Source organism: Streptomyces sp. NPDC048650 (assembly GCF_043199095.1).
Lineage (GTDB): Bacteria > Actinomycetota > Actinomycetes > Streptomycetales > Streptomycetaceae > Streptomyces.
In genome coordinates, this window is the sequence record NZ_JBICVM010000024.1 from 25997 (window position 1) to 51796 (window position 25800).

Annotated in this window: 22 protein-coding genes and 4 pseudogenes; 14 read left to right on the plus strand and 12 right to left on the minus strand. The window is 69.4% G+C overall.

What is annotated here, in order from left to right:
- Positions 1-459 precede the first annotated feature (459 nt).
- The 3 genes from besD to besB are packed head-to-tail and all read left to right on the plus strand — an operon-like array spanning position 460 to position 3572.
- Complete coding sequence (gene besD, locus ACGFML_RS36875; protein WP_393550126.1) at positions 460-1218, plus strand: L-lysine 4-chlorinase BesD; 759 nt, start codon at positions 460-462, stop codon at positions 1216-1218.
- Between the two features lie 45 nt (positions 1219-1263).
- The gene (gene besC / locus ACGFML_RS36880) at positions 1264-2037 is read left to right on the plus strand and encodes a 4-chloro-allylglycine synthase BesC (RefSeq protein ID WP_393550128.1); all 774 of its coding nucleotides are present in this window, start codon (positions 1264-1266) and stop codon (positions 2035-2037) included.
- Positions 2034-3572, plus strand: coding sequence for an L-2-amino-4-chloropent-4-enoate dechlorinase/desaturase BesB (gene besB, locus ACGFML_RS36885; RefSeq protein WP_393550130.1), 1539 nt, complete (start codon positions 2034-2036; stop codon positions 3570-3572). The genes besC and besB overlap by 4 nt, the downstream gene beginning before the upstream one ends.
- An 83-nt stretch (positions 3573-3655) precedes the next feature.
- Here the strand turns inward: besB and besA are convergent, their stop codons facing one another.
- Positions 3656-5041, minus strand: a complete 1386-nt coding sequence (gene besA, locus ACGFML_RS36890) for an L-propargylglycine--L-glutamate ligase BesA (protein ID WP_393550131.1) — start codon at positions 5039-5041, stop codon at positions 3656-3658.
- A gap of 247 nt (positions 5042-5288) precedes the next feature.
- On the opposite strand from besA, the gene ACGFML_RS36895 reads away from it, so the two are divergent.
- Positions 5289-6308, plus strand: coding sequence for a DMT family transporter (locus ACGFML_RS36895; RefSeq protein ID WP_393550133.1), 1020 nt, complete (start codon positions 5289-5291; stop codon positions 6306-6308).
- A gap of 96 nt (positions 6309-6404) precedes the next feature.
- Positions 6405-7109: an alanyl-tRNA synthetase gene (locus ACGFML_RS36900; protein WP_393550135.1), complete on the plus strand. Its 705-nt coding sequence runs from the start codon at positions 6405-6407 to the stop codon at positions 7107-7109.
- Positions 7110-7284: 175 nt separating this feature from the next.
- Here the strand turns inward: ACGFML_RS36900 and ACGFML_RS36905 are convergent, their stop codons facing one another.
- Together ACGFML_RS36905 and ACGFML_RS36910 are read right to left on the minus strand one after the other, a co-directional pair.
- Positions 7285-7605: a hypothetical protein gene (locus tag ACGFML_RS36905; RefSeq protein WP_393550137.1), complete on the minus strand. Its 321-nt coding sequence runs from the start codon at positions 7603-7605 to the stop codon at positions 7285-7287.
- A gap of 172 nt (positions 7606-7777) precedes the next feature.
- Entirely contained in the window at positions 7778-8473 is a 696-nt protein-coding gene (locus ACGFML_RS36910; protein ID WP_393550138.1) for a DUF4232 domain-containing protein, read from the minus strand.
- A gap of 313 nt (positions 8474-8786) precedes the next feature.
- Between ACGFML_RS36910 and ACGFML_RS36915 the strand changes: the two genes are divergently transcribed.
- Both ACGFML_RS36915 and ACGFML_RS36920 read left to right on the plus strand, forming a co-directional pair.
- Positions 8787-9653 (plus strand): helix-turn-helix transcriptional regulator, encoded by an 867-nt coding sequence (locus ACGFML_RS36915; RefSeq protein ID WP_393550140.1) that lies wholly within the window; start codon positions 8787-8789, stop codon positions 9651-9653.
- A 44-nt stretch (positions 9654-9697) separates the two neighbouring features.
- The gene (locus ACGFML_RS36920; protein WP_393550142.1) at positions 9698-10681 is read left to right on the plus strand and encodes a zinc-binding alcohol dehydrogenase family protein; all 984 of its coding nucleotides are present in this window, start codon (positions 9698-9700) and stop codon (positions 10679-10681) included.
- A 277-nt stretch (positions 10682-10958) separates the two neighbouring features.
- Here the strand turns inward: ACGFML_RS36920 and ACGFML_RS36925 are convergent, their stop codons facing one another.
- From ACGFML_RS36925 to ACGFML_RS36940, 4 genes and pseudogenes are all read right to left on the minus strand, one after another.
- The gene (locus ACGFML_RS36925) at positions 10959-12113 is read right to left on the minus strand and encodes an ABC transporter substrate-binding protein (RefSeq protein WP_393550144.1); all 1155 of its coding nucleotides are present in this window, start codon (positions 12111-12113) and stop codon (positions 10959-10961) included.
- A gap of 793 nt (positions 12114-12906) precedes the next feature.
- The gene (locus ACGFML_RS36930) at positions 12907-13638 is read right to left on the minus strand and encodes an SDR family NAD(P)-dependent oxidoreductase (RefSeq protein WP_393550146.1); all 732 of its coding nucleotides are present in this window, start codon (positions 13636-13638) and stop codon (positions 12907-12909) included.
- A 305-nt stretch (positions 13639-13943) separates the two neighbouring features.
- Positions 13944-14141 (minus strand): hypothetical protein, encoded by a 198-nt coding sequence (locus tag ACGFML_RS36935; RefSeq protein ID WP_393550148.1) that lies wholly within the window; start codon positions 14139-14141, stop codon positions 13944-13946.
- 255 nt (positions 14142-14396) lie between these two features.
- A pseudogene (locus tag ACGFML_RS36940) lies at positions 14397-15013 on the minus strand (TOPRIM nucleotidyl transferase/hydrolase domain-containing protein).
- Positions 15014-15205: 192 nt separating this feature from the next.
- Between ACGFML_RS36940 and ACGFML_RS36945 the strand changes: the two are divergent.
- The 7 genes and pseudogenes from ACGFML_RS36945 to ACGFML_RS36975 form a co-directional block, all read left to right on the plus strand.
- Complete coding sequence (locus tag ACGFML_RS36945) at positions 15206-15388, plus strand: hypothetical protein (RefSeq protein WP_393550149.1); 183 nt, start codon at positions 15206-15208, stop codon at positions 15386-15388.
- A 320-nt stretch (positions 15389-15708) separates the two neighbouring features.
- Positions 15709-16284 carry a TetR/AcrR family transcriptional regulator gene (locus tag ACGFML_RS36950; RefSeq protein WP_393550151.1) on the plus strand — a complete coding sequence of 192 codons (576 nt, stop codon included), beginning with the start codon at positions 15709-15711 and terminating at the stop codon, positions 16282-16284.
- A 115-nt stretch (positions 16285-16399) separates the two neighbouring features.
- Complete coding sequence (locus ACGFML_RS36955) at positions 16400-18631, plus strand: MMPL family transporter (protein ID WP_393550153.1); 2232 nt, start codon at positions 16400-16402, stop codon at positions 18629-18631.
- Between the two features lie 640 nt (positions 18632-19271).
- On the plus strand, positions 19272-19487 hold the full coding sequence (locus ACGFML_RS36960; protein WP_393550155.1) for a DUF6243 family protein: 216 nt from the start codon (positions 19272-19274) through the stop codon (positions 19485-19487).
- Positions 19488-19970: 483 nt separating this feature from the next.
- Positions 19971-20273 carry a hypothetical protein gene (locus ACGFML_RS36965; RefSeq protein WP_393550157.1) on the plus strand — a complete coding sequence of 101 codons (303 nt, stop codon included), beginning with the start codon at positions 19971-19973 and terminating at the stop codon, positions 20271-20273.
- A gap of 491 nt (positions 20274-20764) precedes the next feature.
- Positions 20765-22153: an FG-GAP-like repeat-containing protein gene (locus ACGFML_RS36970; RefSeq protein ID WP_393550158.1), complete on the plus strand. Its 1389-nt coding sequence runs from the start codon at positions 20765-20767 to the stop codon at positions 22151-22153.
- A gap of 213 nt (positions 22154-22366) precedes the next feature.
- Positions 22367-22602: pseudogene (locus ACGFML_RS36975) on the plus strand (leucine zipper domain-containing protein); the annotation flags it as partial.
- Positions 22603-22774: 172 nt separating this feature from the next.
- On the opposite strand, the gene ACGFML_RS36980 reads toward ACGFML_RS36975, so the two are convergent.
- The 5 genes and pseudogenes from ACGFML_RS36980 to ACGFML_RS37000 all read right to left on the minus strand — a co-directional run bounded on the left by ACGFML_RS36980 (position 22775) and on the right by ACGFML_RS37000 (position 25731).
- Entirely contained in the window at positions 22775-23758 is a 984-nt protein-coding gene (locus tag ACGFML_RS36980; protein WP_393550180.1) for a glycine betaine ABC transporter substrate-binding protein, read from the minus strand.
- A 5-nt stretch (positions 23759-23763) separates the two neighbouring features.
- A pseudogene (locus ACGFML_RS36985) lies at positions 23764-23931 on the minus strand (ABC transporter permease); the annotation flags it as partial.
- Between the two features lie 233 nt (positions 23932-24164).
- Positions 24165-24296, minus strand: a pseudogene (locus ACGFML_RS36990) (ABC transporter permease); the annotation flags it as partial.
- Positions 24297-24344: 48 nt separating this feature from the next.
- Entirely contained in the window at positions 24345-24941 is a 597-nt protein-coding gene (locus ACGFML_RS36995; protein WP_393550160.1) for a hypothetical protein, read from the minus strand.
- A 160-nt stretch (positions 24942-25101) separates the two neighbouring features.
- Positions 25102-25731: a TetR/AcrR family transcriptional regulator gene (locus tag ACGFML_RS37000; protein WP_393550162.1), complete on the minus strand. Its 630-nt coding sequence runs from the start codon at positions 25729-25731 to the stop codon at positions 25102-25104.
- Positions 25732-25800: the final 69 nt, after the last annotated feature.

Consider the following 25800-nt stretch of genomic DNA (forward strand, 5'->3'; position numbering starts at 1 on the left):
CGGCTGAGGCATTTGGTGGATGTCGGCCCATCACAGTAAACCCCGATGATTATTCGCGCGAGTGGGCCGGCGCAGCAACGGGGCCCCAATAGAACATGCCACCGAACAGCCGAGGGGTCGAAAACGGCCCTTATGCAATTCGCGCCACAGTTGAACGAACGATGACCTTCTGAGCGACCGGAGATCCAACATGTCGCACCTCGAACGCCTGCCGGCCCATACCTCCGGCAGACGACCGACCGCAATTTCGCGGCCCGCCGCCCGCCGCCCTCCATCAATCGGCCATAAACCGCGTCGAATTCGCCTCCCGACTTGACCAGAATCAAGCCGTCGTCCGGTTGGGTGGTTGATCGGGGCCAGGAAACACGCCTACCGTCCTCCAACGTGCGTTCCACCAGGCACCGCCTCTGATCATTGCAGCGGATCCCGCATTCACCCGTCGAACTTGGGAGACCCTTCGTGAGCGGTAACGGACTTGGATCCAAGAACGTCTGCGCCCCGCTGGAGACCGGCGAAATCCGCCGGATGTCGCACCATTACCACCGGCACGGCATCGCCACCGTGACCGACCTGATCGAAGCGCACACCCGTCAACTGGTGCGCGCCGAAGCGGAACGCCTTCTCGAGAAGCACTCCGAGCGACGCGATCTACGTCTCGAGACCACCGACTTCACCCGCCGCTCCATGTCCGTGGTGCCCAGCGAGTTGATCGCGGCCAACAGCGAACTGGTGACCTCGATCTACTCGAACCCCGAGCTCTTACGGGCGCTCGAGGCCCTCGCCGGCGAGAAGCTCCACCCGTGCCCCAAGGCCGACGAGGAGTTCCTGATCACTCGTCAGGAACAGCGCGGCGACACGCACGGATGGCACTGGGGCGACTTCAGTTTCGCCCTCATCTGGGTGCTCCTGGCGCCGCCGATCGACGTCGGCGGGCTGCTTCAGTGCGTACCCCACACCGCATGGGACAAGTCGGCACCGCGAATCAACAACTACCTCGCCGAAAACCCCATCAACACCTATCACTTCGGGTCGGGAGACGTGTACTTCCTGCGAACCGACACCACACTGCACCGCACGATCCCGCTGCGCGAGGACGCCACCCGCATCATCCTCAACATGACGTGGGCAGGGGACCGGGACCTGACGCGCGATTTCGACGCGGATGACCGGTGGTGGGACGATGCCAACGTCTCCGCGGCGTCCGCCATCAAGGAGTGAAGGCACCCGACGCCGATTGATTTCCGTCCACGAAGGGAGACGACCATGACCGAGCTGAACACCGCGGACTCCGCCACCACAGCCGTTTGGGATCACTTCGACAACGTCGAACCGGGAATCCGTCGCCGGATATCCGTCCAGGACCCGGCGATCAAGGAATACCTGGACGGAATGCTGGCCCGTATCGCTGGGCACCGCGGTGTCGAGCACCCGTACCTGAACGCCTATCGCACCACGCGGCTCTCTCCAGAACAAGAACGCCTCATGTACAGCGAGTGCCACTACTTCTTCCGCCATCTCCCTTTCTACATCACCGGAATGGCGATCAGGACCCGGGACGAGATGATCCTTCGCGAGATCATCCTGAACGTGTTCGACGAGGTGGGCGGTGACACCACGCACTCCACCCTTTTCGGCAGGTTTCTCGCCCGGATCGGAATCGAGAAGGAACACCTCGACGGTTACGAGCCGCTGGAGGTCACCAAACGCCTGAACGACGGAATCCGGATTCTCTACACCGAATCGCCGATTCACAAGGCCCTCGGCGCGCTGTACGCCGACGAGACCATGTCGTCCATCATGGTCTCCAAGATCAATGACGGGCTGGCCCATCAGGGCTACGACAAGGACCTGCGCCACTTCTGGCAACTGCACATCGACGTCGAGGTCGGGCACAGCAACTCCGTCTTCAACGCGATCGCCCCCTATGTGGGCTCGCCGGCCACCCGGGCGGAGTTCGAGGAGGGGGCCTTCGAGTTCCTCGGACTCGTGGAGAACTACTGGGACGGGGTGCAGCAGCTCGTGGGCCTCGAGGCATGACCCTCGAGGCATCCGGGGACATCGGGTCGGCCCGCGGCCTGCGGCACATCGCCGTAGGCCGGCCCATCCCCGGCTCCGTCCATTCGGTGTCCGTCTCGATCCCCGACATCGCGGCGGTCATCGGCTACGAGTCGGGCGATGCGGCCACCCGGAACCGCATCCCGTGGGGCTACCCGCGCTTCCGTACCCACCCGTATGTGACACGGGTGGCCGGACTCCTCGCTCAGGACGGCATCGGGCCGGGCGACGGCCTCGTCCTGACCCGCTCGGATCGGGCCGCGACGGCCGCTGCGGCGTACGCCGGGCTCTCCCCAGGCGCCGCATTCGCAGGACGCGGCCTGCACGGGGTGCGGCTCCCCGCCGACGACGCCTCGGCCGCACGGGTCCGTGCGTACGTACAGCACACGGGCAGCCATCTGTCCTCGCGCGAGGCGGAGGACGTGCTGCTGGACGCCGGCCTGATCGAGAGCCGGCAAGCCGAAGCCGTGGTGGAGGACGCGCCTTCGGAAGCCGTCAGGGCCGTCCTCGCCCACGCCTACGGCGTACGCGACACGGCGGACGTCTCGCTGCACAACAGCGGCATGAACGCCGTGGCGGCGGCCATCGCCGCGGTCTCCGGGATCCAGCGGAAGAACGGGCGGCGCAGATGGCTCCAGCTCGGCTGGATCTTCTTCGACACCATGAGCCTGTTGGAGAAGCGCGTCATCGACGTCGAACACACCACGCTCCCCGACCCGTTCGACCTGGCGAGAATCGCCCGTGCCGCCGACGCGCACGCCGGGGAGCTCGCCGGCATCATCGCGGAGGTTCCGAGCAATCCGAGCCTGCGCACCCCGGACATCCCGGCCCTGCGGGAGATCGCAGCCCGGGCCGGCTGTGCGCTGGTGGTCGACGCGACGATCGCCACCCCCTACAACGTCGATGTGCTTCCGCACGCCGACGTGGTCTGCGAAAGCCTCACCAAGTACGCCACCGGATCGGCCGACGTCCTGATGGGCGCGGCCGTGGTCGACCCGGACTCTTCCTTCGGGCCGGACCTCCGCACCGAGCTGCGGCGCCACGGCGACGAGCCCTACCACCGCGACACGGCACGCGTGGCCGCCCGGATCCGCGGCTATGCGGAACGTATGGACCGGGTGAACGCCAACACCCTTGCCCTCGCCGCCTGTCTCGAACGCCACGGGAGGGTCGTCCGACGCGTCGACTGGGCCTACGACGCCCGTTCCGAGGGCAACTACCGCAAGGTCGAACGCCGGCCCGACGCACCGGGGGGCCTGCTCATGGTGGACCTCAAAGTCCCGCTCGAGCAGGTGTACGACCGCCTCGCGGTCGCCAAGGGTCCCAGTTTCGGTGCCGAGTTCACGATGGCGTCACCACAGATCTTCATCGCACACCACGACCTGCTCTCGACGCCCGAGGGCCGTGCCGCCCTGCGATCCAGAGGGTTGCACCGGGACATGCTGCGGATCTCCGTCGGCACCGAGGAGCCGGAGCGGATCGTGGAGACCTTCGAACAGGCCCTGCGCCCCCTCTGAGCGAGATGAACCGCCCTGCACCCGCGGGGCGGTTCATCTTCTCGAGCATGCGTCCTCACCCACGCGTCCTCACCCACGCGTCCTCACCCACGCATCAGGGTCGCCTTCGCCGCCTTGCTGTACGCGTCGGCGGCCTCGAAGGTGGGCGCCAAGGCGGTCAACTCCACGAAGCCGCAGGACGTCAGGGCCCCCAGAACATGCAGGGCCACACCCTCGCCCCTGTCCTGCTGGTAGAGCAGCCCCTCCGCACGCAGCCGCTCGACAGCGGTCCTCGGGTCGATCCTGCCGAGCGCCTCCGGTTCGTGCAGCCGCCCGTGCACGTAGCACATCGGCCGTCCGTCGCTCCGTCGCAGCAGTCCGTCGTCTCCGACCTCCCGGCCGACGAGTGCCTCGGCATACCTCAGCACATGACTGGGACCGACCTTGCGCAGGTTGATCTCCACCGCGAGCGGCCCGCGCTCTCCCGCGATCACGAAGTCGATACCGAACGTGCCCCGGTGGCCGAGCTCGGCCAGCACCGCACCCGTGCGCGCGACCGCGTCGCTGATGACGGGCCGCCACCGCTCCTCCGCCGGGAACCGGCACCCCCAGTACTGGCCGCCCGACAGCACCTGGTCATGGCTGGCGACCACCTTGACCGTGCCGTCCGCGCCGATGTGCCCGAGCCCGCTGGGCGACGAGGTGACGTCGTCGAGGAACTCCTCCACGATCGCCCCTCCGCCGGCGAGTTCCTGGTGGAAGTCGTCGGCGGGCATCCGGATCACTTCGGCCGCCGCGACGAGATCCCCCGTGATCTCGAGCTTGTCGCAGTCGACCAGCACATTGCCGATCGACGCGGCATAGGTGTCCGGGCTCAGCTTCACCATGACGCGCTGCGCCCGGTGCGGGCCGGAGGCGAGCCGCTCGATCTCCCGTACCACGGCCTCCTCGCTGCGCAGCTCCTCCGCCGTCCCGTCGGGCACCGCGACACCGGCGCGCAGGAGGATCTCCTTGCCCCCGGCCTTGCTGCCCCAGCGGGCGACGAAGGACCGGTGGCCCTCTTCGGGATCGGCACCGATCCTGCGGGCCAGCTCGTCGAGGGAGTCGGAGGCCATGAAGTGGACGATGGACGTCCGCGCACTCTCCTGCGCGGCGCCCCGCAGCGCGTCCACGATCCGGTCCTCGCCGAGGGCCAGATCATCGAGCGTGCCCGGCTGGTGGGAGCTCGGCGTCAGCAGGGTCAGTCGCTCACGGGCGCTTTCGACCATTCGGTCGTCGAACCGGAAAACGTCGCGGAAGTGGTACTCGAGCGTGTAGGGATCGACTGGTTCCGACGTAATGACGACAGCCCGCACCGCCGGGTCGCGGAGCTCCCACAGGAAACAAAGGCTCCGCTCCGCCGAGTACCGAAGGTACGACACCTCTTGCAGCATCCGGTCGGCGTAGTTGAACGCATAGATGAGAATCCGTGTGAAATCGAAATCAGCCATAAGAAGCGCTCTACCTCGCTTGTCTGGGTTGCGGCCGGCGGTCCGCACAGATCCATAAGGACCGGGTGCTCCAGGCGAGGCTACGAGCCCGTCAGGGGAAACGGGATCGGAATTACCCGTTCCGGTGAGTTCTCGCAAGAAAGTGCGAACGATCGCCGTAAGGTGCGTGGCCGGAAAATAGCCTGGACCCCTTTATTTGCGTATGGGCCATTTGATCCGTACGCGCGTGGGTGACACGATCGGGCTCGTGAAGATCCCGAAAGCCAGCTGGGCCCTGGCCCTTACCGTCTTCGCGTGGGCGTCGGCCTTCCCCGCCATTCGCGTGGGCCTGGAGGGCTTCGGTGTCGCCGGTCTCTCGCTGGCCCGCCTCATGGTCGCCTCGGTCGCCCTGGCGATCGCGGCACCGTTCCTCGGCGTACGCACGCCACGCCGAAGCGACCTGCCCATGATCGTGCTGTGCGGTCTGAGCGGTATGTCGGCCTATCAAGTCCTGCTGAACTGGGGCGAGGTGCACGTCCCCGCCGGCACCGCGAGCCTGCTCATCGCCGTCGCGCCGGTGTTCAGCGTGCTGCTCGCGGCGGCCTTCCTCGGGGAGCGGATCACCTGGTTGAAGGCGGTCGGAAGCGTGGTGGCGATCACCGGCGCGGCGGTGATCGCGGTGGCCGGAGGCCACGCCGAATACACCGCCTCGGCGTGGGTCGTCCTCGCCGCGGCCGTCGTCCAGGGCGTCTACCACTTCGCGACCAAGCCCCTCCTGGCCCGGTACACCGGCCTCGAGGTCGCCTGCTATGCGATGTGGGCGGGAACCCTCTTCCTGCTCCCCCTCCTCCCCCGGATGGCGCACGGCTTCGCAACCGCCTCGACGGCGTCCCTGGCGTCCACGATCTACCTTGGGCTGTTCCCCTCCGCCGTGGGCTTCGTCGTCTGGGGGTACGCGGTCGCCCGGCTGTCCATCGCCTCGTCCACCGCGGCCCTGTACCTCGTGCCACCGGTCGCCCTCGTGGTCGCGTACGTATGGCTGGGGGAGGTGCCGCCCCCGCTGGCGCTGGTCGGCGGGGTGCTCGGGATCACGGGCGTCGCACTCATCAATCGCCGCCCGGGCCGGGCGGCTTCCGGCAATGCCCCCGACGCGCTGGCCGGAAAGCCCGGAACGGCCCGCACGGGCGAGTGGGACGGGCCGGATGCGGACGGGAAGGAGCCGCCGTCCCATCACAGAACGGCGCGACCGGCAGAGCGGCGCGGACCGGCGGCACCGGGGCTTGAGTAATTCGCCATTTCCGCCCCTCACCTTCTCCTGCAGCGCACCATGAGCACGCTCCCGCACCACACCATGAGCACGCTCCCGCACCACACCATGAGCAACATGGAAGGCACCCCAAGGACAATGGGCACGCAGAACAACGTCTATCTGACCCAGACGTACACCTACGAGGCCAAGAGCAGGATTCTGAGCCGCGCATCGAGCGCCGTCGGGATTCGGCTGACCCTGGTGGACAACATCTTCCATCCGCAGGGCGGAGGGCAGCCGAGCGATCGGGGCTGGGTCGACGATAATCCCGTCTCCCCGGTCCGCGACCCCGACTCGGGATGGGTGCACGTCGATCTGGCCCCGGAATCCGAGAACGACGCGCGTGCATTCTCCGAGGGGCAAGTGGTCACCGCGGCCATCGACGCCGAACAACGCCGCCTGCATGCCGCCCTCCATACCGCGGGTCACCTGGTCGACGCGCTGATCCGCCCATTCGGGGTGCGGCACGTGGGCAGCAACCACTTTCCCGGTCAGGCTCGGGTCGAATACGAGCTGGAAGGCGCGGAAGTGGACAAGGAACAATTGGCTGATTCCCTGCGGGAGGGAGTGGTCGAGGCCATCGCGCAGGGCCTCCCGATCAGCTCCGGCGAGTGGGACGGGCGGCGGACGATCACCATCGAGGGACTCGCGACGGAGTTCTGCGGCGGCACACACGTCACCGACCTGAGCTGCCTCACCGACGTCTCCATCCGCTCCGTCAAAATCAAGTCGAGCCGGCTGAAGGTCGGCTATGAGGCGGCCCACGTGGCGCTCGCCTGATCGGCGCCGGTCCTGGACGCCGGTGGAGCGTCCGTCCCGGTCGGGGTCACGCAGGGAATGCGGTGTCACCGGGCTCCGGCGCTCCGCCAATCGTCTGAGCTGACCAGCAGCCCAGGCGGAGAGCAGCCGTGGCGGAACCCGTGCGCCGGGCCATGAGGGAAGTCGCTTCAACCGGTCACAGACCGGCGATGTCCCCGGCCCTCTTCAGCGCGGAGTCGAGCGCGTCCACCACGGCGTCGTGCCGCCTCGCGCGCGCCGCCCGGTCCGCCGGCACCAGTTGCGCGGCGGCCTGCACGGCATAGGCGTCCGGGTCGCCGAAGGCCGTCCGAGGGTGCTCTCCCGTAGCCGGGCAGCGCGTCGTGACATCCTCGACCGCCCGGAGCACGACCGCCCGGTCCACGCCCGGCTGCATGGCCAGCCGTACCTGGAATCGCGCCATCCACTTTTCGCGGTCCTTCTCCCTCGCCGCGTCCGTCCTCCGGTCCCTCTTCGCCATGTGCTCTCCTGGGTGATCGGTAGCCGTCCGACATGGAGGGGGACGCCGGGACGTCGAAGTGGGTTGCGGGAGCGAGAATCTGATGAGTTTCACGTGACTGCCGGCAGCCGCACCGGCTCTACCGACCGGTCGGCGGCACGTCCGGGACGACGCGCCACTGGCCGACGGGCCGTCAGAAGTCGTACGGCTTCTCGGTGTTCCAGTTCAACACGTCGGCCTCGTTCCAGCTGAACTGCGGCTTCTCGCCCTTGATGTGGACGGAGTAGAAGGGGCCGTCGTGACCGTCCGCGCCGCGCAGCGCGAGGGCGAACGACTGCGCCGTGTGGTTCTTCGAGCCGTAGTCGAAGAGGTTCACCGCGCTGTATGCCTTGCCGCCGGGCTGGAGCGTGAGGTGCTTGTCGCCGCCCGGGTTGTCCTTCTTCGAGTGCGGCAGTGCGACGCCGTCGACGTCGCCGAGCTTCACGGCCGGGTACGAGGTGACCCAGCAGGGCTCGGTTCCCTCGTTCGACGCGGTGAGCAGCAGGTGGTCGCCCTGCTGCCCGGCGAACCGGTGCACCGCGGTGAGCAGCATCTCGTCGCCGCGGCACTGCTGGGCGCCGGCCGTTGCGTCCTTGCTCGCGACCTCGCCCGTCCCGCCCGAGGCGGTCGCCGAGCGCGCACCCTCCTTGTTGTCACCGCCACCGTTGGCCTGCTCCGCGCCGCCCTTGCCGTCCCCGCTGGACGCGGACCGGCTCGGCGCGCTACCGGCGGCGTGGTCGCCGCCCGCGGCCTTCGAGCCGCCGTCGGCGCCGCCGCAGGCGGTCAGGCCCAGCGCCAGCGCGGCGGTGACGGCGGCCAGGGTGGCGGTACGAATCCGGGAAGTACGCATGATCGGGTTCCCCCTGTGCTTTGTGCGGGAGTTCCTTCGGCCGGTCGCTTTGGCTGTTCCCGCGGTGTGGACACCACTTTTCCCGGAGCCGCTGACGTTCCGGAAACGCCTCACTCACGTCCCGCAAACACACCGCGCGCGAACCCTCGGGCCGGGGCCCCACAACAGCGGTGAGCCATGAGGTACGGACAGGCTGCCGCATCCCCCCCCGTGGACGCAGAGCGTCGCACCATCATGGATCGCCAAGACCGTGGCCGTCCTGCTTGCCAGGGGCACCCCGCGGCTCTCCGCGCGACCTCTTAAGGTTTGTCTCATGGGCAGTGCTGACTCCTTCATATCTCGTGACCGTCGCCGCACCGAGCTGCGGGAGTTCCTGCGCAGCCGCAGGGCACGGGTCTCGCCGGCCGATGTCGGTATGCCGGAAGGCAGTCGACGACGCACCCCGGGACTGCGGCGCGAGGAGGTCGCGGTGCTCTCCGGGGTCGGGGTCTCGTGGTACACGTGGCTGGAGCAGGGGCGCGACATCACGGTGTCCGAGGAGGTCGTCGGCGCCATCGCTCGCGCGTTGTTGCTGAATGCGGCCGAACGCGCGCACCTGTACCGGCTGGCCGGGCTCCATCCTCCACAGGATGCCCCCGCGCCGTCCGCGCCCACCTCGCCGGAGTTGCAACGGCTGCTCGACTCCTGGCTGCCGCGTCCCGGCTACATCCGCGATCGTCACTGGAATTTCGCCGCCGTCAACGAGATGGCACGGGAGGTGTTCGGCTACGGCGATACCGACCACAACTGCTTGGTCTCCTTCTTCACCAACGCCCGCTACCGGGCCCTGCACCGGCACTGGGCCGAATGCGCGCCCGAGGTGGCCGCAGGCTTCCGGGCCGATGCGGCACGCTACCCGGATGACGGGGAGTTCGAACGCATCGCCGGCGACCTGGCCGCGGTCAGCCCGGAGTTCGCGGAGCTGTGGGCCCGCCACGACGTGGCTGAGCACACCAGTGCGGTGAAGGCGGTCGACCATGCCGAGGCCGGGGTTCTGGTCTTCGACGCGACGTTGATGCCGCTGCCCGACACCCCGGGGCATTCCCTGATCCTGCACAACCCCCGCCCGGGCACCGACACCCAGGAGCGGCTGGAGGAACTGATGCGGCAGCGCAGCCTGGTGGCAGCACACCCAGGATGAACGGACACTGCCCGGCCCGCTGACCAAGCGGCAGGATCACTGCCATGAACAGCAACGACACCCACATGAAGGCAGTGACCATCCCCGAGTTCGGTGACGCCGAGGTGCTCCGCGTCGACGCCGTGCCGATCCCCGCCCCGGGGCCGGGGCAGGTCGCCATCGACGTGGCGTACGCGGGGGCGAACTTCGCGGAGGTCCTCTACCGGCGTGGGGTGGTGGATGTTCCGCTGCCCTTCGTTCCGGGCATCGAGGTCGCCGGCTACGTCCGGGACGTCGGCGAGGGCGTCGAGGGTCTGCGGCCCGGCCAGCCGGTGGCCGCCTTGACGATCGTCGATTCCGGCGGCTATGCCGAGGTCGCGATCACCTCGGCGGACCTGGTCGCCCCGCTGGACGGCCTGAGCATCGGGATGGGCACGGCTGCGGCTTTGCCGTCCAACAGCACCACCGCCTTCCTGGTGCTCGACCGCGTGGCCCGCATCGCTCCCGGCGACAGCGTCCTGGTGCACGCCGCCGCCGGCGGAGTGGGCAGTCAACTCGGCCAGGCCGCCCGTCTGCTGGGCGCCGGCCGCGTGGTCGGCACCGTCGGCAGCCCTTCCAAGATCGACACTGCCAAGGGCTTCGGCTACGACGAGGTGATCCTCCGTGACCGGCTCGCGGATGCCGGCGAGTTCGACATCGTGGTCGACATGGTCGGCGGCCCGACCCGCCGAGCGAGCCTTGACCGACTGGCCTCGATGGGGCGCCTGGTGGTCATGGGCAATGCCTCGGGCGCGGAGGACGTCGGCGTCCCGGCCAACGAACTCTGGTTCACCAACAAGACGGTCTCCGGCTTCAACCTGGCCGCCTTCGCTGCCGCCCGCCCTGACGAGACGGGCCGGGCACTGCGCCGCGCCGTGGAGGCGGCGGCCAAGGGGAAGCTGCGGGTACAGGTCGAGGCTCTCCCACTGGCGCGGGTTGCCGAAGCGCACCGCCGTCTCGAGGCGGGGGCAACCACGGGCAAGCTGGTGCTCGACGTCGCGGGGCTGTGACCTGCCGCCCCGCGCCCGCGGCCGGAGCCGTTCGCCCGCAGCGGCAACAACGCAACACCGCAACACCGCACACGGCGGCCGCAGGGCGAGTCCGTCCTGGTCGGTAAGGACGCGCCGGCCTCGGTAAGGACGCGCCGGCCGCTGCCGTGCTGCGGACCGGCGGTGATGCGCCGGCCGAGGGAGGCGGGCAGCGGGACGACGGCGAGTCGGCCGGCCGCGCGGTGCCGCCGCTGAGAGGGAGCGGTGGGCACCACGTCGGCCCTGACGCACGTCGCGGTCATCCGGAAGCGGCGTCGCCCCAGTTCTGAGCGATGAAGGACTTGGCACGGTCCTGCTGGGACTCGGTCGGGAAGCTCGGCGTACCGGAGACCTTCGGCAGCTTGGCCGCTGCGGCCTTGTCGAGCGTGCCGGCCTTCTTCATGGCGGCCATCAGAGCCGGGCGCGCGTATCCCTTGAGCCTGAGGTTCTGGCCCTCGGCGCTGTAGAGGTACTCCTGCCACAGGCGGGCGGCCGCGGGGTGCGGCGCATAATTGTTGATGGCCTGCGAGTAGTACTGGGAGAACTTGCCGTCCGAGGGGACGGCGACGGTCCAGTCGAGGCCCTTGGACTTGAACTCGTCGGTGTACCCGGCGTTGAGGTAGTCCCAGTCGATGCTGATCGGCGTCCGACCCTTCTCGATGGTGGCCGGGGTGGAGTCGACGGGCGTGAAGTTGCCGATCTTCTTCAGCTCGGCGAAGAAGTCCGTGCCGGGCTGGATGTCGTCGAAGGAGCCGCCGCGGGCGAGGGCGGCCGCGTACACGGCGCCGAAGGCCGAACCCGACTTGGTGGGGCTGCCGTTGAGCGCGACCTGCCCCTTGTACTGCGGCTTGAGCAGATCCTTGAAGCTGGTCGGGCAGGTCTGCACACGCTTGGCATCGCAGCCGAGGGAGATATAGCCGCCGTAGTCGTTTGCCCAGCGGGCGATCGAGTCCCTCTGGACATCGGGGATGTCGGAGAAACCGGCGGCCATGTACGGCGCGAACAGCCCCTGCTGGGCGCCGCTCTGCGCGAAGGAGCTGCCGAGGTCCAGGACGTCGGGCGCGCGGTCCTGGCCCTTGCGCGAGGTGATCGCGTTGATCTCGTCCTGGCTGGTGCCGTTCGCGTTCTCGACCTCGACTTTGATGCCGTACTTCTTCTCGAAGCCGTCGATCAGGGCGCCGTAGTTTGCCCAGTCGCGGGGCAGCGCCATCGCATGCAGCGTGCCCTCCTTCTTGGCCGCCTTGGCCAGGGCGTCGATGCCGCCGGCGGCCTCGGCCGTGGTCGCGGTGGCCGCGCTCTTGCCGTCGGGGTCGGTCGACCCGTCGGTGGCCGAGCCACAGGCGCTGAGGGCGAGGGCGGTGGCGACGGCGAGGACGCCGGTGAGGGCGGCGGTCCTCGGCGGGAACACGGTCACGGTCTCTCCAGGGGTACGCACAGAGGGGTTGAGGGCAATCATGCGGGGCCACACAGGGGATGCACGTGGGGGGTGAGCAGTTGTCCGTGCCACTGGCCTGAACAAGTTGGGCCTCAGTAGGCCCACCGATGGTGTCCATCAGGTGAACAACAACTAAATTAATGGCTTCGATTTCCTCACAATCGCAGCTCACAGGGGTCATACGGAACCTCGTCCAGGCCGGCCGCGCTGCACACCTTGCGCACAACTGCGCGCGCGAGTAGAGGCATGGCGGCACGGCACGCGGAGACCGCCGACGAGGCCGACGTCGTGCTCCGCACCCCAGGACGAGGCCGACGTCGTGCAGGGGAGGGGCCGGCGTCCCGTGTGCGGGGGAGGCAGTGGGCGGGGTCTGTTGGGGCATGTCCGGGGTCTCCTTCGGAGCCGGTAGGGCGGGGGAGCGGTGAGGGCGTCTCCGTCGCCGGGTGGCTCAGTCGCCTGTGGCCGCGGATCGCGGTGGCGACCGTCTGAATGCGCAGGACGTGGCGTTCCAGGGCCCGTGCGGCGTCGAGCAGCAGCCAGCCAGCCAGCCAGCCAGCCACGCCAGGGCCACGCCAGGGCCACGGCTGTGTCGAGCAGTCGCCGGGTGCGGCGTTCGAAGGCGGTGGGCTCCGGTGAGCGGGTCGCGGCGTTCGGCGGCGAGGCGCCGGTGGAGGCTGACGGCGTGGAGGTGCAGCCCGTCAGGGATGCGGCGACGCCGGTGATGAGCAGAGCGTGGTTCGCCGTATGGGCGGGGGCAGCTCGGCGAGTGCGTTCAGTCCACGACGGCGCCGCCGGTGACATTGACCTCTGTGGCGGTCATGGTCGGCGCGCGGTCGGAGGCGAGGAAGGCTGCGGCGTAGGCGACGTCTTCGAGACGGGGCCGGCGGTGGAGCAGAGTCGCGGTCGCCTCAGGGTCGTCCTCGGGCGGGTTGGATGGATCGGGCGAGCCGGGAGAGAGCAGCCAGGCTGCCCGGATGCCGTGCGGGCCGAGTTCGCCGGCGAGCTGGCGGCACAGACCGGAGAGGGCGGACCAGGCAATATGGGAGCCGCCGAGGCCAGGGATGGCTTCTCGGCCGCCGCCCATGGCCAGGATCACCCCGGTGCGGCGGGGGATCATATGGCGGGCGACGGCGGTGGCCAGAGTCAAGTGGGTGGTGACTGCCTTGGTGACGGGGCGCAGCACGTCTTCGTCGGCCATGTCGACCAGCGGGGTGCCGTGCAGGTCGTCGTTGGAGGTGGCGTTGAAGGCGATATCGATCCCCACGGAGTGCCGGGCGACGGCGTCGGCGTGCTGCTCGACCGCGGCGCGGTCGGTCGCGTCGAGCGTGGCGACCTCGACGCGACCACCGCATTGGGCGATGGTGCGGGCCAGCTCCTCCAGAGGTGCGTGGGTGCGCCCGACCAAGTGGACCGTGGCGCCTTCGCCGGCAAAGACGCGGGCGACCGCGGAGCCAATCGCTCCAGCGCCGCCGTAGACGATGGCGGTCTTGTTCTCCAGCAGCATGGCATTCCCTACTTCATCGCTTCATCGCTTCATCGAAGTTCGATCACCTGGACCCCGCGGCTGCACCGTGCTCGCAGGCCAGTCCCATCAACCGCGTGAACAACCTTCCGGGACGATTCACCTGGCCAGTCCGATCCCGCCACGCCTCCATCCGCTCTTGGAGCGGTGCGCCTGCCCCGGCGTCGATGGTGTTCAACCTGGTCCGGTCTGGCATCGGGCCCCGCGAAATGGCTTGACCCGCCCGCAGGCTCACCCGCGAATCGACCCCGAACCGGCGTGACGCGTAACCACCACGCAAGGCATTGTCACGAACTCGCCGGCCTGTGCCGCAATATGCCGAATCGCTGGTCCACTGCATCAACGCAATCATGCAGATGCGGCGTTGGCAGACCGGCATGCTCATCCACCAGAGCAATGGCCTGCACGTTCTGCCCGGCCGAAACGAGGCGGTCCACCTCTCGGCGCACCTCCACCGACAGCCGGCCCCGGAGGGCATTCTCCATCCCTGCATTGAACCGCACGGGCCGCCCGCACGTGCGACCGTGACCTGTTTGAACCCGCCTTACCAACACCCCTGGCGGAACAATTGCAGCTGTGGACGTAGGTGAGAAGTCATCCGTAGGTCTCCCGGTAGGGGCAGGCGGGTCGGGCTGGAACCTGCCCAGCCGTCGCCACCCGGTCAAGTGATCAAGCCCCGCGCTCGTCTGCTGTCGAGCACGCTTGTCGAGCACGCTCGAAACGGCAGTCCGTCCACGACCTCACAGGATCGCGAGGAGGCCGTCGAGCCGGGGCGGTGTCCGGTCCGGTGCGAGGGCCTCCACAAGGAGACGGCCGTAGCGGATCTTGCGGCCCTTCTTTGTGCCGAGGAAGCGCCGCATCTGCTGATGCCGGCGCCGGTCGTGCTGTGCGGGCTGGCGCTGGAAGGTCTGCCAGGCGCGGAAGTCGCCCTCGGAACGGAGGATCTCCTCGACTCCTGCCGTGCCGAGCGCGCGGATGAGTTCGTCCTCCAGATCCGCGGTGCACACATAGATGTCCTGGAGCGGTGCCCGGGCTCGTGTCAGGCCGCGCTCGTAGAAGCCCTTTTCGCCCTCGTCGCACAGTCCTGTCAGGCACAGACCGAGGCCGGGTGGCCCGAGGAGGCCGGCATAGCGGCCGACGCTCATCGCCCCGCCCATCGGCACGACACACACCCCTCGGCGGCCAGGTCCCTGCCACGTCGGGTGGCCAGCGCCTCGACGGCCGCGAGATCGCTCAGCCCTTCCAGGAGTACCGCGGTCCGTGCCCCCAGGCTTTCCGCCAGATCGCGCGCCGGCCCGTCGGGACCGCCCGTCGCCCAGCTGGTGACCGCATCCCGGAACGCCCTCATGTCCGCCATGGGGCGAGTCTGCACATCCACTGGTGGCACGGCACGGGATTATTCGACGGCCTCAGGAGCTGCGACGGTCCTCAGGCCCGGTGAGCACCACCCCAAAGCGGAGTGTGATCCGCTCCACCACTCGGCCGGACACGACCTGCGCCCCACTGACAACTGGGCACGAAGCCACGTCGGCCGCTGGTTCCGCCTGACATGGCGCAGAGAAGAGATCGGAACCATGGCAGCAAGTCCATGCCGTACGGCTACCCGCACGCCACCTCCGAAGGTGCCGCTCACGTCACCGGAGAGTTCGACGCCTACCCGCTCGACGCCGCCCAGCGTGCTGCCATCGATCGCGGCCACGCCGAGGCGCTCTTCCCTCGGCTCGCCGTCTGACGGTGACGGGGTCCGGCCGACCGCTCCGGACTGCGGCGAGGCCGGCCTGCCGGTCGTGAGCGTCCGCGCGGCATCCGGTGCAACCGGCCGCGCGGCGTCCCGGAGTTGGGCTCGGTGGACTGTCCCGCGGCGCGGCTGCATCGCTCATGTGCCCGCCGCGCCGGGGCGCCGGGCAGTACGCGTCGGGCGGGTGACGCAGACCACCCTCGAAACGGTTTCGTTTCGCTCCGCGGGGCGCTATCTTCGAAGTGTACGAAACCGTTTCGTTCGCTGTCGTAGGGTGGTGGCGCACAGTACGGTCCAGTGAGAAGGGGCATGTCATGGGACGCAGCCGGCTGACTCCCGAGCGGGAGGCGGAGCTCTACAACGCCGTCCTCGAGCTGCTGCGCGAGGTCGGCTATGACGCGTTGACCATGGATGCCGTCGCCGCCCGCACGCGCTCCAGCAAGGCCACTCTCTACCGACAATGGCAGGGCAAGCCGGAGCTGGTGGCCAGGGCACTGCAGAGCTGCAAGCCGGTCAGCACCGCGGACGTCGACACCGGCAGCCTGCGCGGTGACCTCGCCGAACTGGTGTGCCGCGCCGACGAAGCCGGGCAGATGGAGAAGGACGCCGCACTGATGCGCGGTCTGGGCATGGCCATCCACGGCAATCCCGATCTCCACCGCGCCCTGCGCGACGTGCTCCTCGACCCCGAGGTGACCGGCCTCAACGCGATGCTGCAACGGGCCATCGATCGCGGCGAGATCGCGGCCGACTGTCCCGCGCTGAGGTTCGCCCCGCACATGCTCGTCGGCGCACTGGTCGCCGAGCAACTCATCGAGGACCGCAGCGCCGACGTCGCGTTCCTCTCCGCCTATCTCGACGCCGTGGTCCTCCCCGCCCTCGGCCTCTGACCTCCCCGCCCGACCCCCTCGGGCTCCAGCCCCCGTACCCGGTGCGCCGCTCTCGTCGCCGGGGCGATGGCGCACGTCTCTGTACACCCTTCCCCTGACGGGAGCACTCGGTCTCGTGGCCACTTTCCTCTACAAACTCGGACGCCTCGCCTTCCGGCGACGCGGCGTCGTCGCCCTGATATGGCTGGCACTGCTGGCCGCGGTCGGCGCCGGCGCTGCCACCGCCTCCGCACCCGCCTCCGACTCCCTCTCGATCCCCGGCACCGAGGCCCAGCGCGCCTTCGACCTGCTAGACCAGCGCTTCCCCGGCGCCAGCGCCGACGGCGCCACGGCCCGGGTCGTGTTCCAGGCGCCCAAGGGCGAGTCGATGACGGACCCGGCCAACAAGGCGGCCGTCGAACGGACCGTCCATGACCTCAAGTCGGGCTCCAAGCAGGTCGCCCGGGTGGCCGACCCGTACCTCGCCAAGACCCTCAGCAAGGACGGCCGCACCGCCTACGCGCAGGTTTCCTACACGGTCACCGGCTTCGAGCTGTCGGACGCCTCCCGCGATGCCCTTCAGGACGCGGCCAAAAGCAGCCGGCAGGAGGGGCTGACTGTCGAGATCGGCGGTGACGCGCTCCAGGCCGTACCCGAGACCGGCAACACCGAGATCATCGGCGTAGCCGTCTCCGCAGTGGTCCTCGTCATCACCTTCGGTGCACTGATCGCGGCCGGACTGCCGCTGCTGACCGCGCTGATCGGCGTCGGCGTCGGCGTCTCCGCCATCACCGCGCTGAGCCATGCGCTCGACCTGTCCAGCACGACGTCGACACTGGCCACGATGATCGGCCTGGCCGTCGGTATCGACTACGCCCTGTTCATCGTCTCCCGCTACCGCGGTGAACTCGCCGAGGGCCGCGAGCGCGAGGAGGCCGCCGGACGCGCGGTGGGCACCGCGGGCTCCGCCGTCGTCTTCGCCGGACTCACCGTGGTGATCGCGTTGGTCGGCCTCGCCGTCGTCAACATCCCGATGCTGACGAAGATGGGCCTGGCCGCGGCCGGCACCGTCGTCATCGCCGTCCTGATCGCCCTCACCCTCATCCCGGCGCTGCTCGGCTTCGCCGGACGACGGATGCTGCCCCGCGCGGCACGGAAGCCCAAGCGCGCCGGTGCCGAGCACGCGGCTGACACCGAACGCCCCAACGGGGGCACCCGCTGGGCGCGCTTCGTGCTGCGCCGTCCGGTCGTCGTCCTCCTCGCAGGGGTGATCGGACTCGGCGTTGTCGCGATCCCGGCCGCCTCCCTGCAACTGGGCCTGCCCGACGACGGCTCGCAGCCCACCCACACCACCCAGCGCAAGGCGTACGACCTGCTGTCGGACGGGTTCGGGCCCGGGTTCAACGGCCCGTTGACGGTGGTCGTCGACGGCCGGCACACCCGCGACGGGCAGAGCGCCAAGTCCGCCACCGCGCGGGTGGTGAAGAAGGTGCGTGCGCTGGACGACGTCGCAGTGGTCACTCCGCCCACCTTCAACAAGGCCCAGGACACCGCCCTGTTGAACGTCGTCCCGAAGTCCAAGCCCAGCGGCACCGAAACCGAGGACCTGGTCCACCAGATCCGGTCGACAGCGACCCACATCGCCGCCGACACCGGCGCGAAGACCCTGGTCACCGGCACCACCGCGATGAACATCGACGTCTCGAAGAAGCTGAACGACGCCTTGCTGCCCTACCTGGCGCTCGTCGTCGGCCTGGCCTTCCTCCTCCTGATGGTGGTGTTCCGCTCGGTCCTCGTCCCGCTCAAGGCGGCGCTGGGCTTCCTGCTCTCGGTGGTGGCGGCGCTCGGCGCGGTCGTCGCGGTCTTCCAGTGGGGCTGGTTGTCCGATGTGGTCGACGTCGAACAGACGGGCCCGATCATGAGCATGATGCCAATCTTCATGGTGGGCGTGGTGTTCGGACTGGCGATGGACTACGAGGTCTTCCTCGTCACGCGGATGCGGGAAGCCTTCGTGCAGGGCGAGAACCCCGGCCAGGCCGTCGTCACCGGCTTCCGGCACGGTGCGCGGGTGGTCACCGCCGCTGCCGTCATCATGATCAGCGTCTTTGCCGGCTTCATCGGCTCCACCGACTCGATGATCAAGATGATCGGCTTCGGCCTTGCCATCGCCGTCTTCTTCGACGCCTTCGTCGTCCGGATGGCGCTCGTCCCCGCCGTCCTCGCGCTGCTGGGCCGCTCCGCCTGGTGGCTGCCCCGGTGGCTGCAGAAGATCCTGCCGAACGTGGACGTCGAGGGGGAGGGGCTGCGCCATCTGCTCGCCGCCGACGGACCGGAGGCGAGCAGTCCCCGCGAACCGGTGGGCGTCTGACGGCCCCTTCCGTGCCCGCCCGCCGGCCGCCGGCCGCCGGCCGTCACACCTAGATCCTCTAGATCCTCCGGGACCGCCGTATGAGCGGTACGGCATCCCGGAGGGGGCGCCCGCCCGTGGGGACGGGAGCGGCGCACCGAAAGAGCCCGGCGACGGTCTTCCGTCAGGACGGACCGTCGCCGGGCTGCTCACGATGGCGGGCCGCAGCACCTGAAGCGGAGGGGCCGAGGCGCAGGTCGTCACCCGTGTCCTGGGGCGTCCAGCCGAAATCAGTGAATGGCTCCCAGGGCCATGTCGGAGCCTGAGCCCGAGGGCGTCCACACAGTCTGTGAGACGCGTGGGAGAGCACGTGGGACGAGAAGTCCCGCCGGAATGCTCCGGTGGGACTTCCACGCGCGGCGGGCCGAAAGCGGTCCGGAAACGACTCACCCCGGGCGCTCGCCGAAGGCCGGCCGACGCCGGAGCGGCAAAAAGGTTGGTGCGCGGGGCCGACGGAACCGGGTAACGTCTTTGTCATGTTCTTCCAGACGCCGATTTACGAGTGAGAGCGTGACGGGCCCCTGCTGACGTCCTTCGACGTCGCCGCCCGTCCCCCACCGACGAATCCGTAGATCACTTCACATCCTGACCGGGAGAACCCGTGACCGTAAGCAAGAACATCAACAACCCCGTGGGCATGGGCGGCGGCCAGCGCAAGAGGCTGTCCCGCGCCGAACGGCAGAACAACGGCCCGCACCGCAACCTCGACCGCCAGGGTGCAGCCGACCAGAAGGCGGAGCTGGTGCGCAAGATGCGCGAGAAGACAGGCGCAGCTGAGGGCACCGGGCAGGCGGGCGACGACACCGCACAGAGCTGACTCACCGCCGCTGCAGGGCGGCACCGCACGGGGCAGGGCCCGGACCGCGACGCGCGGTCCGGGCCCTGCTGCCGTACCGGGTCTCTCCTGTCGTACCGGGGCTCTGCTGCCGTATCGGGCGCGGCCGGTCCCGCTCAGCTCTCGGTTGACCCTCCGCGTCTCCGCCGATCACACGGGGCAGCCGCAGATTCAGCAGCCCGGTGACCGCCACCACCCTGAGCTGCACCAGCAGCGTCACCACCAGCGCGTTCCTGTGCCCAGCCCGGGCGACACCGCCGCTGAGTGCGGGCGTGGTCGGTTGCCGATCGCCCGTTCGTCTCTCTGGAGAGGGCGAGATGGTGCAGTCGTGCGATGCCGAGCATGGCGTGGTGAACGACGTCGCCCTTCGACTCCGCCGGTGTGGCAGCCCACGGAGGCGGCCGTGCCGTGTTCACCCTGACTCCGTGCGGGACCGTCGAGAATCTGTCCGGCGATGGTCCTCGCGTGACGCTTCTGGGCGGAGGCGGCACCGATGAGAGCGGCTCTGTCCCCGACGCCCGCCGAGCTCGTATGTTCAACCCGCGCGGCATCGACCTCGGCGACGATGGCGACGCGTACGTGGCGGATTACTACCGCCTCGACCCACCGGGCGCCAGCCGGATCCGCAAGATCACCAGTGCTGGGCGGATGGAAACGGTGGCGCGCAACTCGGGGCTCGCCTCGCTCGCCGTGAACGAGAGCGATGGTGTCGTCTACGCGCTGCAGTGGGGACGGCTGTCCGCCTACCTGCTGCCGTCCTGGCACTGACAGCGAGCGTGCCCCCACCGACCGCTGCCCGAAAGGCGCTTGCGGCCCCGCCATCGCCAGTCATCTTGCCCCGGCGGGGCGGTCTGACGAACGACGAGTGGGCACGACTCGTACCGCATCCACCGAAGACCGGTCGCCGGGGCAGGCAGTTGAGCATCACCGGAACGCGGGGCGCCCACTCGCTGTGCGGCATGGAGGAGTGAATCGAGGGGCGGATGGTGGGCGCCAAGTACGGGGCCCCGCGACGGAGTTGCCGTGCGCTGCGCGAATGTGTTGGACCGAGTTATTTTCTGTTCATTCTGCAACCATCCCGCTTTTGTTTCTGTCTATCTCTGCAACCCCTTCCGTTCCACCGGGCCCACACCTCAGGGGGACGGATCCGAGGGGCGACCGATGTGTTACCCGTTGGAGGATTTGTGCGCAACCGAACCAGAAGCATGGTGGCCGGCGCTGTGGGCGCCGCCGTGGTCGCGGCCGTGGCCGGCGGGGCCATGGCAGCAGCGACGGACGGCAACGGGCGGGGCCAGGACCAGCCCTCCACGAATGCCGCCGAGCGGAGCAAGATCACCGAGGGCGACCTCGACGGTGACGGCCACGCCGACCTCGGCGTCGGAGCGCCCGAGGGCACCGTCTCAGGGAAGTCCAAGGCGGGGTACGTGGGCGTGACCTACGGCGCCAAGGGTGGCGTCGACACCAAGCGGCACAGCACGCTGACGCAGGCCAGCGCGGGCGTGCCCGGCACCCCGGAGGCCAAGGACGGCTTCGGCTCGACCGTGGTGCGTGGCGACGTGGACGGGGACGGTTACGCCGACCTGGTCGTCGCCGCGAACAACGAGGCCATCGGCAGCACTACGCAGGCCGGTTCCGTCACGATCGTCTTCGGCTCCGAGAGCGGCCTGTCCGGTGACGCCATCGCCTTCCACGCGCCAAAGGTCGCCGCCAACGCGCACTTCGGCGACCAGATAGCCGTGGGCGACCACAACAAGGACGGCCTCAGCGACCTCGCCATCTCCGACGGCGAGAAGGTGCAGCTCGTCAAGGGCGCGAAGAACCTGCGGGAGACCGCGACCCCGAAGATGACCGGCGTCACCCCGCCCGGCGGCGGCGTCAGCGTCGAGCACCTGGCCTCCGGCGACATCAACGGGGACGGCTACACCGATCTCGTCACCGTCGCCTCCGAGGACTCGCCCTCCGACGAGGGCACGCTCGGCGTGCTGCCCGGCTCATCCGGGGGCCTGAAGAGCACGCCGCTGGGCAAGGACATCCCCCTGCCGTTCGCGCAGTACCGCCCCGTGGTCGGCGACATCAACGGCGACGGGAAGGAGGACGTCGTCACGGACACCGGCTTCTCGGACGGTCCGCAGGAGCAGAAGCTGCGCACCTACCCCGGCACCGCCGACGGGCTCGACTCCGACAAGCCGGTGGACTGGAAGGGCAAGGCGCAGGAGGGCGAGGCCATCCGGCTCGCCGACTTCGACGGCGACGGCCACGACGACCTGGTGGTCAGCAACACCGGCGCCGAGGCGCCCGGGGGCTATAACGACGCCGGTGCCATCAACGTGCTCAAGGGCACCGAGAACTGGCTGACCGACGAGGGGGCGCAGACCTTCTCGCTCGACACCGAGGGCGTCCCTGGCTCCATGGAGGGCAACGACAAGTTCGGAACGTCCGTCTCGGCGGCCGACTACAACGGTGACGGCAAGGCGGACCTGGCCGTGGGCATCCCGAACCGCACCGAGGGCGTCGGCGCGGCGGCCCTGCTGTACGCGGGCACCGACGGGCTGAGCGCCAAGGGCTCCTCACTCATCGACCCGAGTGACCTGGGTTCCCCGGCGACGAAGGGCCGCTTCGGCACGGAGCTGACGAACCCGGCGAAGTAGGCCCGCACACTGGGGCCTGTTCGGCAGATCACCGCCTGTCAGCCGGTGGGCTCGTTGTTGCCGACACGGGGCGGGGTGATCTGACAGCTGCCGAGTGGGAACGGCTGCGGCCGTTCCTGCCGGTCAGTCACCGGCGTTGTGGACGGTGGCTGGATCACCGGTACGGAGTGAACGCATCGGGTCACGGCGGATCGGAGCGATTTCGGGAGGAGGCTGCTGGTCGACCGTGTCCACTTGGGCCGTCCCACCGCCCATGGCGCAGCCGAGATGGGCATCTCCCGCTTCACGGCCCACAATTGGATCCTCCGCCGGCGGACCGAGGGCGGGGCGGGCTGCGCGACTGCTCCAGCCGGACCGGGACGACCCCGCACCGCACGGAGGCCCACACCGACTCACAGGTATGCCGCCTGCGCCAGGACCGCAAGCTCGGGCCGGCCCGCGTCGGACCGACCTACCCAGCAGCCGGGTGGCGGCGACCAGGAGACCGCCGCCGGTCAGGGGCGTCGGGGCAAGAGGGCACGTCGTTCGGATCACGGTGTCCCGGCCTTCCGGACGGCGGCGTCTACGCGAGCGGCAGGGCGTTCTCCTCCTGCTCGTCGGAGGCTCGTGCGAATCCGTCTGTCAGCCTTCCCGGATGAAGCCCTCCCGCACCAGCCAGTCCTTCGCCACCTCGTGCGGGTCCTCCCCGTCCACGTCCACCCGCGCGTTCAGCCGCTGGGCCTCCGCCCCCGTCAGCCGCCTGGTGATCGGGGCGAGGAGGTCGGCGATGGCGGGGTACTTCCTCATCGTGGCGCTGTTCATCTCGGGTGCCGCGTTGTAGTTGGGGAAGAAGTGCCGGTCGTCCTCCAACACCTTCAGCTTGAGTTCGGGAATGCGGCCGTCGGTGGTGGCCGCCACACCGAGGGCGCAGGCCGCGCCCTTCGCGACCTGGGTGTAGACGACGCCGTCGCCCATCTTTTTGAAGTTCCCGCGCCGGAGGGTGAATCCGTAGGTCTTCGCCACGCCCGGCAGGCCGTCCTCGCGCACCGAGAACTCGCTTCCGCCGCAGATCGTCGCCGCGCCCGGGTCCCTCTTCGTCAGACGTGCCACGTCGGAGAGTGTGCGCAGCCGGTATTTCTGCGCATTCGCCTGGTTCGCGACCAGTGCGTAGGTGTTGTTGAGCGGGGCGGCGGGCAGCCAGGTGACGCCGTTGCGGCGGTCCTCCTCGCGTACGGCCTCCCACTGCTCGTACGGGTCGACGACCCGCTTGGTGTGACCGAGGTAGGTGATCCAGGCCGTGCCGGTGTACTCGTACATCCCGTCCGCCGTACCGGACTTGACCGCCTCGCGGGCACCGATCGAGCCCTGGATGTTCGTCCGGTCCAGGACCTCCGCACCGGCCGCTTTGAAGACCAGCCCCATGATCTGGCCCAGGATGATCTGCTCGGTGAACTCCTTTGAGGTCACGGTCAGTTGGGCGCCCTCCAGCGGTCGCCCCTTGCCGATGGAGCCGGGCTGCACCGAGTCGGCCAGCGGGCTGCCGCTGGTCAGTCCGCAGCCGCTCAGTCCTGCGGCGGCGAGCAGCAGGGCGCCCGCGCCCGCGACGGCCGTCCGTACATGGGCCATGCGCATCAGTCCACCTCCAGGCCGCGTGGGCGGAGCAGCAACTCGACGAGCGTCCCCAGCCAGTCCATGATCAGCGCCATCGCGACCGTCAGTACGGAGCCGAGCACCAGCACCGGCATGCGCTGGTCGGTGGTGCCGGAGGAGACCTGGTCCCCGAGTCCTGTGCTCTTGCCGCAGCCCGAGGGCTCCACAAGGACCACGGATGCGCCGGTCGCTTCGTCCCGGGTCACCTCCTCCACGGCCGGGGCCTGGCTGTCCGGACGGCGCTTGGTGAGATTGTCCGGCCGGATGCTCGCGCCGGCGGCCGGCCGGTCGGGCCCGGCGGATCGGGCGGATCCGCCGGGCCCCGCGGCGCCGGACGTCGGGGAGGTCGGTTCGACGATTTCGGCAGAGTCAGCCACGGATCCCCCCGTGAGATGGTGAGCCGTCCGATCAGCACGTACCCGGCGTCGAACGGCAGGGCTGGGACGACGATTCCGAGCGTCCCCGACAGTACTTCGTTGAGCGTGTTTGCACTGCCCGGGCTGGAGATCCCGCGCAGTTTCGTTCGGATCGCTGAGCGGACCAGCTGAGCGGACCAGAGGAATCAACCCACCAACAAGGTAAGGAAGATGCCTGCGATGTGGCGTCCGGCCGGGTAGATGGTCGCGATCTTCTCGTAGCGGGTGGCGATTCCTCGCCGCTGCTGGAGACGGCTGATGCACTGTTCGACGGTGTTGCGCTGCTTGTAGGTCTCACGGTGGAGAGCCGGCGGCCTGCCGCCCTTGCTGCCACGTCGCAGTCGGTGCCCGCGCTGGTCCGCCGGAATCGGGATCACCGTCCGGATGTCGCCCTGAGCCGGCGGGGATTGTGTGTGGCGGCCCGAGTCGCGCTGTGCGGTGGCAGCGTGCACGCCGCCACGGCCAAGACGGTGGCCCCGGTCCGTATCCAGCCCCTGGCGGACGGCAGCACGGCCGAGATCCACGAGCTCGGCGCCCAGCGATACCGCGCCAAGATCGTCAGACGCCGTCGCCCTCCTCCGGCGCGGGTACTCCGCGATGTCGCAGTCCGCGCGGGCTGCAGCCTTCTGCAAGTCGAGCCGTTCCGGCGCCCGTTCGGGCCCGTAGAACCAGAGGCGACAGCTCCGTTCTCCGTGCCCGCAGGCGCAGGCGCAGGTGCCGCGCTCTCCGCTCAGCGCGAGCACCGGGCGCGTCCGGGGCTCACCGCCCGCGTCCCCATGCAGTCGCAGCCATCCCGCGATCCGCCCCGGACGCTGAGCGCGCTGCGCCGCGGTGGCCCCGTGGAAATGGTTGACGGGGCCACGCATCCCGGTGAATACTCACGCCACCGAACTTAAATGAGATTCAAGTTTGTGCGGCCGGGGGCGGGTGCAGTTCCCCGGAGGCATGGGTGAGCGCGGTCCGCACGGCATCCGTACGGTCGAGCCGCCCGATCAGCACATGCACCGCCAGCCCGTCCAACAGGGCGTTGAACGAGGGTAGGAACTCCTCGGCGGTCACCGGGCGGAAGACCCCGCTCGCCGCACCGTCACGGATGATCGCGGACAGATCCCGCATCCACCCCTTGTCGAGCCCGTCGGCCGTGCGGCTCATCTCGTCGTTCTCCACCGCGCGCAACCACGCCTCCAACCAGAGCTTCCATGAGACGTCGTGCCTGCCCGAGGGCAGGTAGAGCCTGACGTACCGCTCCAACCGCTCACGAGGATCGGCGACCCCCGCCAGCTCCTGTGTCCGGCGCTCGGTCAGTTCCCGCTCACTCCAGCGGAAGGTCTCGGCCAGGATGTGGTCCTTCGAGGGGAAGTAGTACAGGACCCGTGCCGGGCTCATCCCCGCCCGCTCGGCGATCTGCTGTACCTGGATCTCCCCTACGGGCCGCTCCGCGATCAGCGCGAGCGCGGCCTCGACCACCGCACGGCGCGCCTGCCTGCCGCGCTCCTGCGTTCTGCCGCCGCCGCTGCCCGGTCGCTCAGCCATGCACCAATTCCCCTTCACCCGTTCCCCCGCCCACCCGTTCGTTCATCGCATCTGGAGGAGAGTCCTGTG

What these genes read in the sequence shown, in the direction of transcription:
- ACGFML_RS36980 (WP_393550180.1), bottom strand. Translation starts at nt 23,758, where the DNA reads ATGGCCCATGTACGGACGGCCGTCGCGGGCGCGGGCGCCCTGCTGCTC.
- besC (WP_393550128.1), top strand. Translation starts at nt 1,264, where the DNA reads ATGACCGAGCTGAACACCGCGGACTCCGCCACCACAGCCGTTTGGGAT.
- ACGFML_RS37000 (WP_393550162.1), bottom strand. Translation starts at nt 25,731, where the DNA reads ATGGCTGAGCGACCGGGCAGCGGCGGCGGCAGAACGCAGGAGCGCGGC.
- ACGFML_RS36905 (WP_393550137.1), bottom strand. Translation starts at nt 7,605, where the DNA reads ATGGCGAAGAGGGACCGGAGGACGGACGCGGCGAGGGAGAAGGACCGC.
- ACGFML_RS36970 (WP_393550158.1), top strand. Translation starts at nt 20,765, where the DNA reads ATGGCAGCAGCGACGGACGGCAACGGGCGGGGCCAGGACCAGCCCTCC.
- ACGFML_RS36950 (WP_393550151.1), top strand. Translation starts at nt 15,709, where the DNA reads ATGGGACGCAGCCGGCTGACTCCCGAGCGGGAGGCGGAGCTCTACAAC.
- ACGFML_RS36945 (WP_393550149.1), top strand. Translation starts at nt 15,206, where the DNA reads ATGGCGCAGAGAAGAGATCGGAACCATGGCAGCAAGTCCATGCCGTAC.
- besA (WP_393550131.1), bottom strand. Translation starts at nt 5,041, where the DNA reads ATGGCTGATTTCGATTTCACACGGATTCTCATCTATGCGTTCAACTAC.
- ACGFML_RS36930 (WP_393550146.1), bottom strand. Translation starts at nt 13,638, where the DNA reads ATGCTGCTGGAGAACAAGACCGCCATCGTCTACGGCGGCGCTGGAGCG.
- ACGFML_RS36920 (WP_393550142.1), top strand. Translation starts at nt 9,698, where the DNA reads ATGAACAGCAACGACACCCACATGAAGGCAGTGACCATCCCCGAGTTC.
- ACGFML_RS36935 (WP_393550148.1), bottom strand. Translation starts at nt 14,141, where the DNA reads ATGGAGAATGCCCTCCGGGGCCGGCTGTCGGTGGAGGTGCGCCGAGAG.
- ACGFML_RS36900 (WP_393550135.1), top strand. Translation starts at nt 6,405, where the DNA reads ATGGAAGGCACCCCAAGGACAATGGGCACGCAGAACAACGTCTATCTG.
- besB (WP_393550130.1), top strand. Translation starts at nt 2,034, where the DNA reads ATGACCCTCGAGGCATCCGGGGACATCGGGTCGGCCCGCGGCCTGCGG.
- ACGFML_RS36915 (WP_393550140.1), top strand. Translation starts at nt 8,787, where the DNA reads ATGGGCAGTGCTGACTCCTTCATATCTCGTGACCGTCGCCGCACCGAG.
- ACGFML_RS36910 (WP_393550138.1), bottom strand. Translation starts at nt 8,473, where the DNA reads ATGCGTACTTCCCGGATTCGTACCGCCACCCTGGCCGCCGTCACCGCC.